The sequence below is a fragment of the Flavobacterium jumunjinense genome (genome assembly GCF_021650975.2).
GTDB lineage: Bacteria > Bacteroidota > Bacteroidia > Flavobacteriales > Flavobacteriaceae > Flavobacterium > Flavobacterium jumunjinense.
In genome coordinates, this window is the sequence record NZ_CP091285.1 from 2,128,434 (window position 1) to 2,147,253 (window position 18,820).

The 18,820-nt window shown below is 30.6% G+C and carries 2 protein-coding genes; both read left to right on the forward strand.

Annotated features, from left to right (window positions below):
* The first annotated feature begins 600 nt into the window (after positions 1-600).
* Positions 601-7,968 (forward strand): SDR family NAD(P)-dependent oxidoreductase, encoded by a 7,368-nt coding sequence (locus L2Z92_RS09410; RefSeq protein WP_236458581.1) that lies wholly within the window; start codon positions 601-603, stop codon positions 7,966-7,968.
* A 9-nt stretch (positions 7,969-7,977) separates the two neighbouring features.
* Complete coding sequence (locus L2Z92_RS09415) at positions 7,978-18,804, forward strand: SDR family NAD(P)-dependent oxidoreductase (RefSeq protein ID WP_236458582.1); 10,827 nt, start codon at positions 7,978-7,980, stop codon at positions 18,802-18,804.
* Positions 18,805-18,820: the final 16 nt, after the last annotated feature.

Here is an 18,820-nt window from a genome sequence, read left to right on the forward strand (position 1 = left end):
ATTTTAATTATAATTTCTTTTTATCGTGTTGTTGATTTATTTTCTAGTGAGTTTTCTTGTTGAATTTTGAGAGGTCTATTTTTAAAATTATCTGTGAAAACAATTTTGTATTTTATTATAAAAGAGAGCTGGTTTTTTGTTCCTAATTTAGAGATGATTAGGAGTGTAAAATCGAATATTTTTTCAGGTTATTTAACTTTTTTTTAACATGGTTTTCGTTTAATTATGCTTTTTTGTTTCTTAAATTAGCAATTACAAACAAACAAATAAACTAAAACATTAATCTCATGCATTCACATTTCCCCCCTTAAAAACTTTTTTTATACAATATTTTTTAATTTAATAAGATTGGCTAAAGTCAGTTTTATTACGTGTTATTGTCTTATTTTTTAAGACTATAATGTATTGTTTTTAAGTATGTTTCATAATTTTTTGAAACATGCTCTAAATTCCTATTGCTTAAAAATAAAGTAAAATTTCCACTGGATAGCACATTGTTTTTATTAAATGGTCTGAAAAGAAAACAAGACTAGAATAATTGTATATGTCTTTATATTAAAGAATTGTTATAAAGTAAAAATTGAGTAACACCGAACAACTATGAGTAATAATAAGAACATGACATGTACTAGAGATTATCTATTAAACATACCTCAAATGCTTTCTGGAGGAATGTCTGAAAATTGGTTATTAAAGGAGTTAGGTGATGTTCATTGGAATATGATTGCAGATGCGCTAGATTCTAAATCTGATGAGATTATAGATAGTAATGGAGAACGCTTATATGCTAGTTTCGTTAGATTACAATGGTGTATGAAGTCAAGTTGTTTATATGATTTTAATGAAAACGAAAAAGTTCGATTAAAAGGCGATTTAGCATTATATGGTAATAAGATGTTTTTTAGTGAAGATGTATTATTGGGAGACGATAAGGAAATTAAAGCTAGCTTAATGTCTGTTTTTTCAAGTAGAAAATCAGGAAACAATCAGCAATTATCAAAGGGGAAACCGCTTAATGTAAAAAAAATAAAAACGATTGTTTATCAAAATCTACCTGATTTTGCTAGTGCTTTTTTTAATCTAAAAGGAACTCTTTTTTCGAGTATAAACAATAATGATGGGAATAATAAAAAACAGTTTGAAACAGTAGGACATTGTTTTGATTTAGAAGAAAAGTGTGGTTTTACTAAGAGCTATGATATAGATCCATATGATGATATTAATGGAGTAGGTTTATTATATTTTGCATCCTATCCAAAAATAAGTGATAAATGTGAGCGATATTATTTTCAAGAAAATTATGAAAGAATAGATAAAGAAGATTTCAACTGGGCTGAAATAGGATATTCCTTAGCTAGAGATATTCATTATTATGGAAACGCAAATGTTAACGATGAACTTTTGTATGTTTTAGAAAATTACATTATTGAAGAATCTAATACAATAAAATTAGTATCGTCTTTATATAGAAAGAAAGATAATAAACTAATTGCAAAAATTTTTACGTTAAAAAAAATAGTATTCCCAATAACTAAAAAAGAGGTTTACCTTGAAAAGGAGCCTAAAGACATCTCTAAAATTATTGATAATAGTACAATGGAGATTGATAATGTTACGATCGATAAAAAAACATTAGATAGTTTATTGATATCTTTTTTTTCAAAAATGTTTCCCAGTCAATTTTTTACTACAAAATCTGATCTTAGGTCTTTAGGAATAGAATCCATTGTATTTCTTGAGCTATCAGAGTTTTTAAATGTCAACCATAATTTATCTGTAAACCCTAGTGACTTCTATGGTTTGTACACTATTGATCAAATTTCAAACAAATTTGTTAAAGGAGTAAATTTATTAGATTCTCAGTCTACTATTTTAAAAGAAGATGAATTTAAAAAGAACCAAAGTGAAGAGGATATAGCAATTATTGGTGTAGCCTTTAAACTTCCAGGTGGTATCGAAACTAAAGAGGCATTTTGGAATATTCTTAAAGAAGGGAAAAATGTTATTCAAGAGTTGCCATTTAATAGGTGGAAATGGAGTGAAGACATTGATGTAAATAGTGAACATAAAGGAATCAATTTAGGAGGTTTCATGAAAGATGTTACATTATTTGATGCAGACTTTTTTAATATAAGTCCTCTAGAAGCAGAAACAATGGATCCTCAACAGAGAAAGTTATTAGAAATTTGCTGGCATTGTTTAGAAGATGCTGGTATTACTAATGATCAATTTAAAGGTAGCAATACAGGTGTATTTGTTGGAGCAAGTGGTTCAGATTATTCTAAATATATTGATAATGAAAATAGTGTTGCTCATTCTGGAGTAGGAATTTCTACTTCAGTTTTAGCCAATAGAATTTCTCATTTTTATGATTTAAAAGGGCCTAGTATACAGTTGGATACCGCTTGTTCTAGTTCTTTAGTAGCTCTACATCAGGCTGTTAATTCGATAAGAAATAATGAATGTGAACAGGCTATCGTTTCAGGAGTAAATATAATGTTACACCCTTTTAATTCACAGGTGTATTATAAAGCAGGAATGTTAAACAAAGAAGGGCTTTGTAGAACATTTGATAAAGATGCTGCTGGATATGTTCGAGGAGAAGGAATTATATCTTTACTTATAAAGCCACTATCAAAAGCCGTGCAAGATCAAGACATTCCTTATGCTTTAATTAAAGGTTCTGCTATTAATCATGGAGGATATGCAGGAGGAATTACAGTGCCAAATCCAAATCAACAATCTGCTTTAATTGAAAAAGCATTGGCAAATGCAAAAATAAAAGCCAAAGATGTAACTTTCGTTGAGGCACATGGAACAGGAACCAAATTAGGAGATCCTATAGAAATAAACGCTTTAAATAAGGTGTTTAAAAATACAAATAATCTACATAGTTGTTTAATTGGTTCAGTGAAAACGAATATAGGACACCTTGAAGCAGCGGCAGGGCTTGCAGGATTAGTAAAAGTACTGTTGTCGTTTGAAAAAGAATCTATTCCTCCAATAGCTAATTTTAAAGAATTGAACCCACATATTAATTTATCAAATTCACCACTGATAATTAATCAAGAGATTAGAAAATGGGAAGTGCCAAATGATGGTAAACGAATCGCTGGAATTAGTAGTTTTGGATCTGGAGGAACTAATGCTCATGTAATTCTCGAACAAACACCTATTATAGTACAGTCTGAAATAAGTTCAAGTAACAACTATCTTATATGTGTATCTGGTAATACTAACAAGGCTTTGAATACCAATATAGATAAACTATTGGAATGGTTAAATAATAATGAAACGGTTGATTTACTATCTATAAGTCATAATTTATTAGTGAGAAGAACTCATCTCTCACATAGAGCTGCTTTTATAGTAAGCAATCTAGATGAATTGAAAAATTTTTTAGTTAAAAAGCCTAGAACTTCTGCATCTGAAAAAGAATATTATTCAACTGATTATAATCAAACCAATTCACAACCATTATTTATTGAATGGTTTGAAAACTATTTAGAAGGAATAAATAAATATACAGATCTAGAAAAAAATCAGTTGGAAGGTTTAGCAGAACTCTTTGTAAGGGGATCAAATTTAAGCTGGAAAAAATTGTTTAAAAATTTAAAACCTAAAAGAGAATCTCTTCCTTTTTATGAATTCGAAAAGAATCTTTTTTGGATTACACCAAACAATAATCAAACCAAAAGAGAGAGAAATAAAAACACTTTCATACATGATAATCAATCTCAATATAATTTACAAGCATTTGTAAGTAACTTTTCTGGAGAGGAGTTTTTTTTTAAAGAGCATAAGATAGAGGAGAAGTCAATTCTTCCAGGAGTTGCCTATTTAGAAATGATTAGGTATTGTATTGATCAATCTTTTCCAGAGGTGACAAAATCTATCAGAATAGATGAGTTAATTTGGAAAAACCCGATTACAAACAATGAGCCATATGAAATTTATACAGAAATAAAAGTTGAGGAAGAAGATAAGGTAGTTTGTAATATAATAAATAGGTTAAATAATCAAGAGTATTGTTCGGCAGAGATTCGTTTCAACCAAAAGTCAAAAAATGATAAACGAGATATAGAAATCTTACAATCCCAATATGAAGAACACGTAACATCAGATGTAATTTATAGTAGAATGGATGAAAAGGGCTATCATTATGGAAACAGCTTTAGAACTATAAAAAAACTTTCACTTAGGGAAAATGAGGCTATAGGTATTCTTAAATCGAGTAAATCTGGACAAACTAAATCAGAAGAGCTTGATATTCAAATTCTTGATGGAGCTTTGCAAATAGCCATGTATGCCTTTTTTATTTCAAAAGAAAACTCTAAAACAGTTTATCCATTTTATATCGAATCATTTAGAATTAATGAGTCATTATTAGACTCGGAGGAAGATTTATATGTATATACATACAAGCAAGACGATAAGATACAAATTGAAATAATAAACCAACAAGGAGATATTTGTTATGAGTTTCATAATATGATTTTTAAATCTCAAGAGCACACAGGTAGTAAAGAAGTAAAATTATATGCTCCAGAAAAAAGGGTTCTTCTTGAATTAAATACAAAGGGAACTATAAAGAATAGAGTTATCATAGGATATGGAGAACACGAATTTTTGAAAGAGTTAAATTCTTTAGTAATTAATGATGAGATTGAAACATCAATTTTTACTCTTAAACCAGAAACTGATATAAAAAACGTCTATAAAGTAGTTAAATCTTTAGTTGCATTACTTAGAGAAATAATAAGAAGTAAAGCAGAAAAAACAATCTTTTTCCTTTATAAAAACGAAGTAGGAATTAATTATTCCAATGTGTTTAGTGGTGTATTTAGTTGCTTGTGTCAAGAATATGAAAACATATCCTTTCAAATTGTAGTCATTGAAAATTGTAGAGAAACGTATTCAGAGATAATAGAAAACCTTACTAAAAGCTTCCATAGATCTAATAAGAAAATTGTATTGGATAATGGGAAAATGTATGGTTTTAAATGGAAGGAAATTACTAATCAATTACTGATGCCTTGGAAAGATAGAGGGGTTTATTTGATTACTGGGGGAGCAGGTAAGATTGGCAAACATTTTGGAGAAATAATAGCATCTAAAGTCATCTCTCCAACAATTATATTTATAGGTAGATCAAGATATGATGAAATAAGGGAAGAACAAATAAAAGGTTTAATAGAATTAGGAGCGCAAGCAGAGTATAAATCATTAGATATAGGTGATGCAAAACAATTGCTTGAAACGAAAAACTACATTCTTTCAAAATTTGGTCAGATTAACGGCATTATACATGCAGCAGGAGTAAATCAAGATGAATTATTTTACAATATAAAAGAAGAATCCATCGAAAGAGTTCTACATCCAAAAGTAGCGGGTACTATTAATCTAGATACTGTTTTTAAAGAAGAAAAAATAGATTTTATGATGTTGTTTTCTTCAATTATTTCAGTAATTGGGAATACAGGTCAAACATCTTATGCTGCTGCTAATGGATTTATTGATGATTTTGCAATATACCGAAATCAATTAGTTGAAAAAAAACAGCGATTTGGAAAAACAGTAGTCATTAACTGGCCTTATTGGATGGATGGAGGAATGAAAATGCCACTAGAAATTCAAAATGAAATTCAGAATAGATATGGTTTAATCCCTCTTAAAACTGATAAAGCTACAGGAATTATAGATGAAGTTTTATCAGGAAATGAAAGTCAAGTAATGGTTGCAGTAGGAAATCATGATAAATTTTTAGCTATAATTAATGAAGCTGAAAAAGGGGTATTAATGCAACCTAAAGAAGGAATAGAAGCGATTAATGTTTCAGCGATTATCAAAAAAGTAATTGGTAAAATAATTAAAAAAGAATCAGAAGAACTTAATGAGTTAACCCCATTTGATCAGATGGGAATTGATTCTATAATACAAATGAATATTTTAAAAGAGCTTAGTAAAACTTTTGGAGAACTATCAAAAACTTTGCTTTTTGAACATGTAAATATAAAAGAGTTGTCGGAATACATGATGAATTCCAATAAACCGATAAATCTAGAGACTTTAAAAAAAGAACCAATAAGTAAAGGAGAGATTCTCTCATCAGTTGAATATCCGACAGAAAAAGTAGTTTCTTTTAAAGCAAAACAAGAATATTTTTTTTCAAAAGTTGAATCTGAGGATATTGCTATTATTGGTTTTAGTGGTAGATTTCCAAAATCAGATTCAGTAGAAGCTTTTTGGGATAATTTACAAAAAGGGAGAGATTGTATATCATTAATGCCAGATTTTAGAAAAGTTGCAAAAACTAAACAATACTATGGTGGTTTTATAGATGACATTGATAAATTCGATGCATCTTTATTTAGAATTGAAAATAAAGATGTTGTTCAATTAACTCCAGAAGAGCGATTGTTTTTAGAGATTGCTTGGGAAACCCTTCAAGATGCAGGTTATAATGAAGAAAGATTAAAAGATATTCAAGACAAAACAAATCAAGGAATTGGAGTTTTTGTTGGATCTATGTATGATCAATACGGAAGCTATTCTCAATCTGAGACAGGTAGATTAGCTACTAACTGGAGTAATTGGCAAATAGCAAACAGAACATCTCATTTTTTTAATTTCATAGGGCCAAGTCTATTAATTAACACAGCCTGTTCTAGTGCTTTTTCGGCAATACATACAGCTTGTGAAAGTATTTTGTCGGGCAACAGTAGTATGGCATTAGTTGGAGCGGTTAATTTAACATTAGATCACACTAAGTTTTCTGCTTTAGAAAATGCCTCTTACTTAGAAAAAGGAACTAAAAGCAAAAGTTTTGGTGAGGGAACGGGGTATTTACCCGGAGAAGGAGTAGGGGCAGTACTTCTCAAACCTTTATTAAAAGCGATAGAGGATCATGATCGTATTGATGGAATCATCAAAAGTACAACAATAAATCACTCAGGAGGTAGACTTAAATATACAACACCCGACCCGAGCTTGCAAGCAAAGTTGATTGAAAAAAGTTTACAAAAAGCGCAAGTTAAAAAATCAGATATAGGGTATATAGAATGTGCTGCAAATGGATCAGAATTAGGCGACCCAATAGAGATTGCCGCTTTGAAATCAGTTTTTAATAAAGAGCAGTCAATAAGTAAAATTGTTTTAGGAGCAGTTAAAGCTAATATTGGTCATTTAGAAGCAGTTTCTGGAATTTCCCAAATAATAAAAGTATTGCTACAATTTAGACATAATACTTTGGTTCCCTCAATTAATTCTTATCCTTTAAATAAAGCAATATCTCTAAAACAAACACCATTTAAAATCCAAAATAGTACAGAGGTTTGGCCAAAAAGTCTTCCGAAAATGAGTATGATAAATTCTTTTGGTGCGGGAGGATCTTATGCCAATATAATTCTAGATAGAGCAGAACCGTATAGTGAGCATGGGAATCAAAACATAAATTTAAATTATTTTATTTTCTCTGCACATAGTAAAAACAGTTTGCAGAATTATCTAAAAAAGATAAAAACCTACCTGTTGAATGAAGATGTTGATTTACCGTCTTTATCAGCAACACTCATTAAAATTAGTAGAGATTTATCTTTTAAAGTGGGTATTCAAGCAGAAAGTAAATCGATTTTAATAAAAAAAATAACGTGGTTCTTAGAAAATTTTAGCGATTCTAATCAAGATGAAATTTATTATTCTAAATCCATGAAAATAAAAGAAAACAATTGTCAAGATTCTTTATTAGTTAGATGGATTGAGGATGGTGTTGTGTCAGAAGAACTGAAGAAAGCAGCTGTTTTAATTCCTCCTGTTTCTTTACCTACATATGCATTTGAACATGAAGATTCTTATCCTATTCAGGTTAAAGATGAGAAAGAACAAAAAGAGGATTGGGATAGTATTTATCAAACGATCCTATCTAGTGAATTGAAAGAAGAAAAATTCAAACTTTTATTGAACCATTAAATGAAAATCATGATCCCAGAAACCCAATTATATTACCAAATTCAGAATAAGGAAATATCTAAACAAGAAGCTATTGCTAATATGAAATTCTGGAAAGATCGTGGAAATGATTTTTCTTATGATTATAGCGAGTCGTATCTTAAAGATCATAAGGTTTTTGAAAAACATGTCTTACTAGGAGTAACTCATCCTAGCATTATGATTGATTATTTGTTTTCCATTTATCCAATGAATGATGTTTGTAGTCTTACAAATATTTCATTTATAGAACCAGTGGTTATAGAACCAAATGAATCAGTAAAAGTAAAGATTTTATCAACTCCTTTAGATAATAAATTAGAGGCAATATATACATCAGAATCAGACCAAGATTGGAAATTGACAGCTAGAGGAACATGGAAAGAGATTAATGATTTTACTGAGGAAAAAATCACAATTCCTAAAACTGAAGTATATGAAGATATGCATAAATATTATTTCAATAACCCTTCCTCTTTTGTACAATTAGGGAAAGCATACCATACTTTTGATAAAATATTTCTTCATGAAGGAGACATTTATGCTAAAATTAGAATTGATGCAGAGATAGAAAATCGAGAATATATACATCATCCTTTAATTTCTAATAGCATTTTCCTAACCATCCTACCACAATTAAAATTAAATGAAGACCATGAAGGTTTTTTACCTTTTGGGATTGGCAGTTTAACTGTGAAAAAGGGAATTGTAGATAAAGAATGTTGGATAAAAGTTCGATTACTAAAAAATAATGAAGAATTAATACTCTTTGATGCTGAGGTTTTTTCAGAATCTGGAGAGGTTGCTGCGATCTATAAAAAGTGTGCATTGAAGCGGTTACGTAATAAAGATTTATTCGAAAATAAAACATACCTTCCTAGTATAGTAGATAGCATCCAAGTTTATGTAAGTAGTAAAATAGGAAGACGTGATTTGGAAGTGAAAGATCAGGAATCATTAAAGAAAATTAATGTATTCGATTTTCTTTCACAATTAGAGCTAGATAGTTTAATAAAAAGTATTTCTGACGAGATTAATATCGAGCTGTCTTCACAATTATTTCTTGAATATAATACACTTGGCAAATTTAGTAACTATCTATATGAAGTACACGGGAATGAATTCAGTAAATTTTTAAAAGAAGAAAAAGAAGAAATTCCAAAAATAGTAAAATTTGAGACAATAGAGTCTCAATCTCTTTCTACCGATTATATAGAAGAATACCTACAAATAAAGTTACAACAGGTAACCAAAAAAGACAAAAAATTTAATAAGAAGAATAACCTTATGGACATTGGGTTGTCTTCTGCTCAGCTTATTAATTTAACAAATATTATTGAAAATGAAGTAGGGATAAAATTAGAAGCCACTTTATTATTTGAATATCCCAATATCTTAGAATTGTCAAAATATTTTTTTCAGGAAAACTTCAATGCATTTTCAAAGTTAATAGGTGTAAAACATGAAAGATTAGAACAGAAAGCGATACCAAAAAAACAATTTTCACATCAATTCAAAGAGTCTTATAAGGAAAATACCATTGATGATGTTAATGAAGATGATATAGCAATTATTGGGATGCATGGACGTTTTGCCAATTCTGAAAACCTAGAGGAATTTTGGAATCATTTGGTAAATCAGACAGATCTGATGAGTGAAATACCAATTGATCATTGGGATTATAGACCTTGGTTTACAGCGTCACAAGAGAAAGATAAAATTTATAGTAAATGGGGTAGTTTTATTAATAATGTAGCAGAATTTGATGCAGAATTTTTTAATATATCTCCGAGAGAAGCAGAATGGATAGATCCACAATTAAGACTTCTTTTGCAAAGTATATATCATACTGCAGAAAATGCGGGTTACGCTAATAAATTTAAAGGTACAAATACAGGTGTTTTTGTAGGTGCTTGTTTTCATGATTATTTAGACAAAATTGCAGAATTGAATTTGCCAGTAGATCCCTATGTTGGAACTGGAAATGTACAAACGGTTCTAGCGAATAGAGTTTCCTTTACATATAACCTTAATGGCCCAAGTATATCAGTGGATACAGCTTGCTCTTCTTCATTAGTAGCCTTACATCAAGCTTGTCAAGCAATAAAAAATAATGAATGCAAAATGGCTTTTGTAGGAGGGGTCAATCTCTTACTTTCTTCATGGCACTATCGTTATTTTTGTAGTATTGGAGCATTATCTCCCTCAGGTAGATGTCATACTTTTGATGCTAAAGCAGATGGTTATACACCAGGAGAATGTGTTGCTAGTATATTAATTAAACCTCTTAAAGAAGCTCTTAAAGATGGAGATACCATTCATGCAATTGTAAAGGGGACTGCGTCTTTACATGGGGGATATACACCTTCACTTACGGCTCCAAGTGTTTCAGGAGAAGAAAATGTAATTGTAAAAGCATGGGAGGCATCAGGAATTTCTCCTCAAACAATATCTTATATAGAAGCACATGGAACAGGAACAAAATTAGGAGACCCTATCGAAGTAAAAGCATTAAAAAAAGCATTTTATAAATACACAGATGAGGAAGAATTTTGCACGATTGGGTCTGCTAAAGGGAATATAGGACACGCAGAAGGAGCAGCAGGAATTGCAGGGCTTATCAAAGTTGTTCTACAGATGAAAAATAAAACAATACCAGCCTTGCCAGCATTAGAGAATATTAATCCAATGCTTGAGTTAAAAAATTCCGCATTGCGTATTAATAAAAAAAATGAATTTTGGAAAGTTCCAAATGGCACACCTCGTAGAGCTGGTATTAGCTCATTTGGTTTTTCAGGTGCTTATGCACATACTATCATAGAAGAGTATAATTTAGGAGAAAATGAATTACTAGAGAGTTATAATCCGGTGTGTATTATTCTTTCGGCAAGAGGAAAAGATCAGTTGGTAAAAAAGATTGAAAACCTATACCAATATTTAAAGACTCATAAAGAAATTTCTCTTTATGATATAGCTTATACATTGCAAGAAGGACGTGAACAAATGGAGTTTCGTACTGGGTTTGTCTCTAGTTCAATTCCAGAAACAATACAATATTTAGACGAATTGTTAAAAGAGTTTAATGAGGATAGCTATGCCTTAATTACCGATGAAATTTTCAATATTGAAACACCAATAAATTACCCATTAGATCAATTACTCAAAAAATGGTCGGATGGAGCTACAATAGAGTGGAAAAGTTTATACAAGTCAAATCCAAGAATTATTGACCTTCCAGGATATCCTTTTCAGAGAAAAAAATACTGGATAAAAGAGGCAATAACTATAAATGATGAAAGTGTTTCAATGAGAGACACAAATCTTTTGAAACCTATTGGGGATAATGAGTTTAAACTGATATTTCAAAAAGAAGATTTTTTTATATCAGATCATAAGGTAAATGGTAAAGCATGTGTGCCTGCAGTTATGTTTGTTGATTTGATATTGAGGTTATTAGATGGTTTGGGAGATGTGGAATTAGAAGAAATTATATGGATTAAACCTATTACAGAGGATTTAATAGGAACCGATTTAAGGATAAAAATAGAAGATACTACTGTAAGAGGAAGCCAAAAATTTGTTTTTAAAGACATAGAAAATACGATTTTTTGTAAAGGGAGTATTTTTATAGGTTCTTCTAAGCTGGAACTTCCTCTTGATATGAGTACTAGTACCGAAGAAGCCTTCAAAGGTGTACCAAAATGGGACAAGAATAGTATTTATAATTTTTTTAATACATCGGGACTTAATTACGGGAGTAATCATCAAGGTCTTCATGAAGTTTTTATTGATGATGAAAAAATAAAGGCAATTATTAAACTACCTAAAGAACTAAAAAACACAAAAAATAATTTTAAACTACATCCAGGCATAGCTGACCCGATTTTGCAAGCTACTGTAATTTTATTAAATCAGCATCGAATTTTTGACCCGAAAAAGCATAAAACTCCTATGCCTTATTCTGTTTTGAAAATCAGTGGGAATACTGATTTACCTGAGGTTGTAGAAGTAGAGCTATCTATTCATTCTAAAATACAAAATGCTTCAGGGCTTTCTCCAGAAATAAATATTTATGTATTTGATGAGAATAAAAAGTTATTGATGATATGGCTAGGATTAAGAGTTTATATATTAGAAAAATCAGAAGAAAAAATAAATTGGAAAACAATATCTTTTGAAGAGAAAAAAGAGGATGTAAAAGAACCTGTTTTAGACTTTCAATCTAGGGTTATAGTAGGAATTGACTGTCCGTCAATATTGAACAATGTAAAGAAAAAAAATCCCGAGATAGATATCTTTAAGATTACTACTAACGAATGTCTTTCTGCCAATTTTTCTCAAGTAGCTTTAGAGCTTTTTCAAATTTTAAAGGAAAAATATGAAGTTAATGTTGAAGGAGAGACCATTTTTCAAATTGTAACTTTAACTTCTGAGGAAGCACATTTAATTTTAAGTCTAAGCGGATTACTGAAAACAGTACATCAGGAAAATCCAGATTACTATTTTCAAATTTTAATTTTAGAAGAATCTTCTCAATTAGAACAAATAAATTACTCTGATGTTCGTTCGCATGGAGTCGAAATAATTGAATATAGAAATGGAAAACAATTCCAAGAAAAGATAATCAATTTACCAGAATTAGCTTTGGATAACCAAAAAGTATGGAAAAAAAATGGTGGCTATCTAATTACAGGAGGCTCTGGAGAAATAGCCAAACTACTAGTGGAAAATATTTTGATTCAAGAACCTCAAGCGTCAATTTTTTTAGTAGGAAGGCGTCCTAAGGATAGGGTTAGTTGGTTAAATAATTGGATTCAAAAAGGCTATAATGTAGTTTATTTTAGTGATGATTTAGCAAATCTTGATTCACTTTCAGGAATTCTAAATAACATCCTAAATACCTGTGGAAAAATAAATGGAGTAATACATGCTGCAGGAATTACCAAAGATAATTTTTTAATAAACAAAACTGAAAAAGAATTTATAGATGTTCTAAAACCAAAAGTTTCAGGAATCAATATGTTAGATAAAGCTTTAGAACATGTACAAATTGATTTTTTATGTTTGTTTTCTTCAATTTCTGGGGCATTTGGTAATATAGGACAAGCTGATTATGCTGTAGCTAACTCATACCTGAATAGATTTGCTCAACACCGAAATCAAAAAGTTTTGGAAGGACTAAAATTCGGTAATACAATTTCGATTAATTGGCCTCTTTGGAAAGAAGGAGGAATTAATGTTTCAGAAAAAATAGAGGCTTTAATAGAAAGTAGGTTTGGTATACCAGCGTTACAAACAAATATAGCTATGACCATATTGGAGAAGGCTATACAAAGTAAAGAATCTATATTAATACCTGTATTTAATGGAGATGAGAAGAAAATTAAAAGAATAGAAGCAGACATCAATAATGAACAAATAGTTAGCAAACAACCGTTTATGCAGAATGAAAATAATGATATCAAACAAGAGACTATTTTATATTTTAAAGAGTTAATGGCAGATATTTTGAAATTAGAAGCACTAGAAATAGATGAAAAGTCTTCAATGGAAAAATATGGTATAGATTCTATTATGATTATGGAGCTAAATAGAAAACTAGAAAGTGTATATGGAAAGCTTCCAAAAACTCTGTTTTTTGAATATAAAAGAATTTGGGAACTAGTTGATTACTTTATTGAAAAGCATCCAGACAAGACAAGGTCTCTGATTGGAATTGAAAATAAAAAAATCGAAAACAAGAGCATCGATTTAGGAAGCGATATTGGAATTCAATCAGAAAAAAATAGTGCTTTTGAATCTTTAGAAAGAGAAAAGAGTTTATCATCAGATATTGCAATTATCGGAATATCTGGAAAGTACCCTAAGGCTGAAAATTTAGAACAATTTTGGGAAAATTTATTGCAGGGACGTGATTGTATTTCTGAGATACCTGAGGATAGATGGAATCATTCTAAATATTATGATTCTCAAAAAGGTATAAAAGGAAAAACGTATAGTAAATGGGGTGGATTTATGGATGATGTAGATTGTTTTGATCCCTTGTTTTTTGGAATCACTCCGTTAGAAGCAGAGTATATGGATCCGCAAGAACGTCTTTTTTTAGAATGTGCTTATTCCACTTTAGAAGACGCAGGGTATACAAGAGAGCGATTAAAATCGGATTTAGATTTTGAAGCGGGTCCTAATATTGGAGTTTTTGCAGGTGTAATGTATGAAGAATATCAGTTGTATGGAGCGCAATTGTCCCAAGAGGGAGAAGTAAGAGCGCTAGGAGGAAGTCCTGCATCAATTGCTAATCGTGTGTCTCATTATTTTGATTTCCATGGTCCTAGTATGGCAGTTGACACCATGTGTTCCTCTGCTTTGACGGCTATTGATTTGGCTTGTAAAAGTTTGTTGAATGAAGATTGTGAGGCAGCATTAGCAGGAGCGGTAAATACATCTCTGCATCCTAATAAGTATATAATGTTAGCTCAAGGTAATTTTGTTTCATCAAAAGGGAAGTGCGAGAGTTTTGGAATTGGTGGAGAAGGATATGTTCCTGGAGAAGGAGTAGGTATAGTGATGCTTAAAAAATTAGATAAAGCAATAGATGCTGGAGATCAGATTTATGGTGTTATTAAATCTTCTGTTATAAATCATGGTGGCAGAACTAATGGCTATACAGTTCCTAATCCACAAGCTCAAGCATCCGTAATAAAAAGAGCCATTAAAAAAGCAGGAGTTACACCAAACGACATTAGCTATGTTGAAGCTCATGGAACAGGTACAGCATTAGGAGACCCTATAGAAATAGCAGGACTTAATCGTGCATTTCAAGATAGAACAATGCCTTGCCCTATTGGTTCAGTAAAATCAAATATAGGTCATTGCGAAAGCGCAGCAGGAATTAGTGGTTTGACTAAAATAATTTTACAGCTTAAACATAAAAAGTTAGTACCATCACTACACTCAGCAATATTGAATCCAAATATTGATTTTTCGGATACATTTTTTTATGTACAGCAAGATGAACAGGACTGGCTGAATCCAACAAAAGAAATCAATGGAGAAATAATTGAGATTCCAAGAATTGCTGCTATATCATCTTTTGGAGCAGGAGGGGCTAATGCTCATATGATTATACAAGAATACATAAAACCTTCATCGGTACTAACTAAATTAGATGATTATCCAATTTTAATTTCTGCCAAAACTAAAGAACAACTAACAAAAAAAGCATCTGAACTTTTAGCATTTGTTCAAAAAGAAAAAGAAAAAATCAGATTGACTGATATTGCATTTACTCTTCAAATAGGTAAAGAAGCAATGAAGTATAAAGTTGGATTTATCGCTAATTCATTAACCGTTTTAATCACTAAACTAATTGATATTGTAGAAGGAAATGTTGTGGAGGATTTATGGTATAATAAAACGAATGTAAAAAGAGAAGTAATGCATAGTCAAGAAGAGATAAATGATACTTTTCAAAAAGCACATACACCCAAGCAAATAATGTCTTATTGGTTAGAGGGTAGGACGGTAAATTGGGCTTCCTTGCGCTTTAATCAATCGGCTGCAATAATAAGTTTACCTACCTATCCTTTTGCAAAGGAAAAATACTGGCCTAATTTAGATATCTTAAATAAAGAAGGGGCAGGTTCTTTTAATGATAATATAATGGAAACGGTATGGGTACAAAAAAAATGGGAAGAAGAGACCATAACAATTCCGTATAATTCAGAAAATGCGCTCTCTAATGTTTTAATTATAACCACTCAGGAAACGTATAAAATTGCTGCAACGATAAATAAAAAGGTTGAAAATGGTGAGATTATACAAATAGAAAAACTTAAAGATATTAGCGAAGGTAAGCTTCATAATATTAAAGTAATTATTGATTTAACGCCACTTTCAAATAAGGAAAATATTGAAATTGAGATTATTCCATTTTTACAACGAATCATTTCATTGAATAATTCACTATTAAGTGTTTTAGGAGTGTTTAGTGAATCGATTACCAATGGAGGTAATTTGATGGCTCTTTATAAATCATTAGGATTAGAATATAGTAAAGTAGAATCTAGATATTTATTATTTGTAGATAAGGATATGCAAATAGAGACACAAGTAAAATGGATTTTAAAAGAACTAAATTCTACTTTTAAAACAACAGAAATCAAGATAGATAGCGAAAAAAAACACCTTCCAGTTATTAAAGAAGTGACTCCTTTTTTTAGTTCGGCTACTCCTTTTTTTGATCCTAATAAGGTAGTGTGGATTACTGGGGGAACAAGAGGAATTGGTTTTACTTGTGCTAAGTATTTGGTTGAAAAATATAATGTAAAAAAAGTTGTGTTAACAGGGAAAACACAATTTCCACCTAGAAAAGAATGGGATGAAATAGAAGATCCAAATTGGATTGAGAAAATTAGTAAAATAAAAAAACTAGAGCAAAAAGGAATTACCGTTCACGTTAATGCGACAAATCTTTCTGATCCTGAAGCGATGAGAAAAGAGGTGAAATATATTAATTCTTCACTGGGAGCTATTGGTATAGTAATACACGCAGCTGGTATTGCAGATTTAGAAACTCCTGCTTTTATTAAAAAGGAAAGTAATACAGTTAAAAAAGTTTTACAACCTAAGGTAGAAGGAGCAAGAATACTTTTAGAAGCCATATCAGATCAACCGATTGAGAAAGTAATCATGTTCTCATCAGTTTCTGCTTTAATTCCTTCTTTAGCTGTTGGTCAGATTGATTATGCTATGGCAAATAGTAATTTGGATCTAATAGCAGAGCAGTATGATTATCCCTTTGATATCATAAGTGTTCAATGGCCAAACTGGAAAGATTCAGGAATGGGGGAAGTAAAATCAGTTGCATATCAGAGTACAGGATTGAAGAGTCTTTCAGATCAGGAAGGGTTATTTTTATTAGACAATATATTGAGGTTGTCAGGAAGTCAGGTAATAATGCCAGCTATCATTGAAAAAGAGAATTGGAAGCCTGAATTGCTCTTAAATATTCCAAAAGAAAGGCAAGCAACAATTATTTCTGTCTCAGAAAAAAAACAAAATTTATTGTTTTCAGAAGATAAAAACACCAAGAATAGTAGTATTGAAGAATGGTTGGTGAATTTGTTTAGTTCAGAATTAAGGATTCCTAAAGATCGGTTAGAGAAAGATATGGATTTTAGTGACTTTGGAGTAGACTCTATTATTCTTACCCAACTTATGCGATCCGTAAATAAATATTTAGAAATTGAGATAGATCCATCTATATTCTATGAATATACTAATATAAATAAATTAGTACTATGGGTTTATGAAAATCACAAAGACAAATTTGATAAAAACAAAGAAAAAGAAAATCAAAAACCTACCAATACAGATAATGTAAATATAGTTGAGGAAAAAGAGGAGTTTATTTCTTCTAAGAGTAATGCTAATTCTGAATATGCAATTATTGGGATGTCTTGTAGATTTCCTGATTCTAAGAATATTCAAGAATTTTGGAACTTACTATCTGAAGGTAAATCGGCGATAAAAAAAATTCCTTATGATAGATGGGGAATAAAAAATGCGGGTTATGCGGCATTGTTGGGCTCTATAGAAGAGTTTGATATATTACATTTTTTAATTACTCAAGAAGATGCTGTATCAATGGATCCTCAGGCGTTGCTAATTTTGGAAGAAACACTTCATTTAATTTATCAATCTGGTTATAGTGAAGAAGAAATAAAAAAAACAAATACTGGAGTTTATATTGGTGCCCGAAGCCGACATATTCCAAAAGAAGATGAATTATTAAAGTCAAAAAATCCTATTCTATCACTTGGACAAAATTATCTAGCAGCTAATGTGTCTCAATACTTTGATTTCCAAGGCCCATCATTGGTTGTCGATACTGCATGTTCATCTGCTCTTACTGCGATAGACATTGCTTGTAAAGATCTTAATAGCGGAGATGTTAATAAAGCTATTGTGGGAGGAGTTACTATTTTACAAACTCCAGAAGCACATAAAGTTTTTAAACAGCGTGGACTTTTAAACGAAACTGGAGAGTTTCATGTTTTTGATAAAAGAGCTAATGGAGTAATATTAGGAGAAGGAATAGGAATGATTATGATAAAAAGACTCGAAGATGCTCTTAAGGATGGTGATAAAATTGAAGCAGTTATTTCTGGAATAGCCATCAATAACGACGGGCGTACTTCAGGACATGCTTCTCCCAACTTTGAAGCGCAAAGAGCTGTAATGCAAAAAGCGCTGAGTAAAGGAGGAATAAAAAAAGAAGAAATTTCTCATATAGAAACAAATGGCTCAGGAACAGAATTAACAGATTTATTAGAACTTAAAGCTATTAAGTCTATTTACCCCACAAGTACATCTGTTACCCGTTCATTAGGATCTATTAAACCTAATATTGGACATCCTTTATGTGCAGAGGGAATTGCTGGTTTAATTAAGTTAACATTAATGCTAAAGAATAAATCAAAAGTTCCTTTTATATCTGGATATGAGAGTATGAAACATTTTGATATTAAAAAGGAAGGGTATCAATTAGACAGAAAACTACAGCCTTGGGAAGGAGAAAATCTAAAAGGAGCATTAAATTGTTTTGCAGATGGAGGAACAAATGCACATTTAATACTTAGGTCAGTAGAAAGAGATGAACTTAAATTCCAAAGGAGAAAAGAAGAAATACCTCCAAAACTTATCTCTAATAATATCAAAAAAAATAAAACGATTTCTGAAAAATCAATAATTGAAAGCTTAAACAAAAGTGAATTAAAAGTTCGAAACTTTTGGAAAGAAAAAGCTTATTTGTAAATCAATTAAAATTAAA

Coding starts and splice junctions, on each gene's coding strand:
- L2Z92_RS09415 (WP_236458582.1), top strand. CDS start 7,978: ATGATCCCAGAAACCCAATTATATTACCAAATTCAGAATAAGGAAATA.
- L2Z92_RS09410 (WP_236458581.1), top strand. CDS start 601: ATGAGTAATAATAAGAACATGACATGTACTAGAGATTATCTATTAAAC.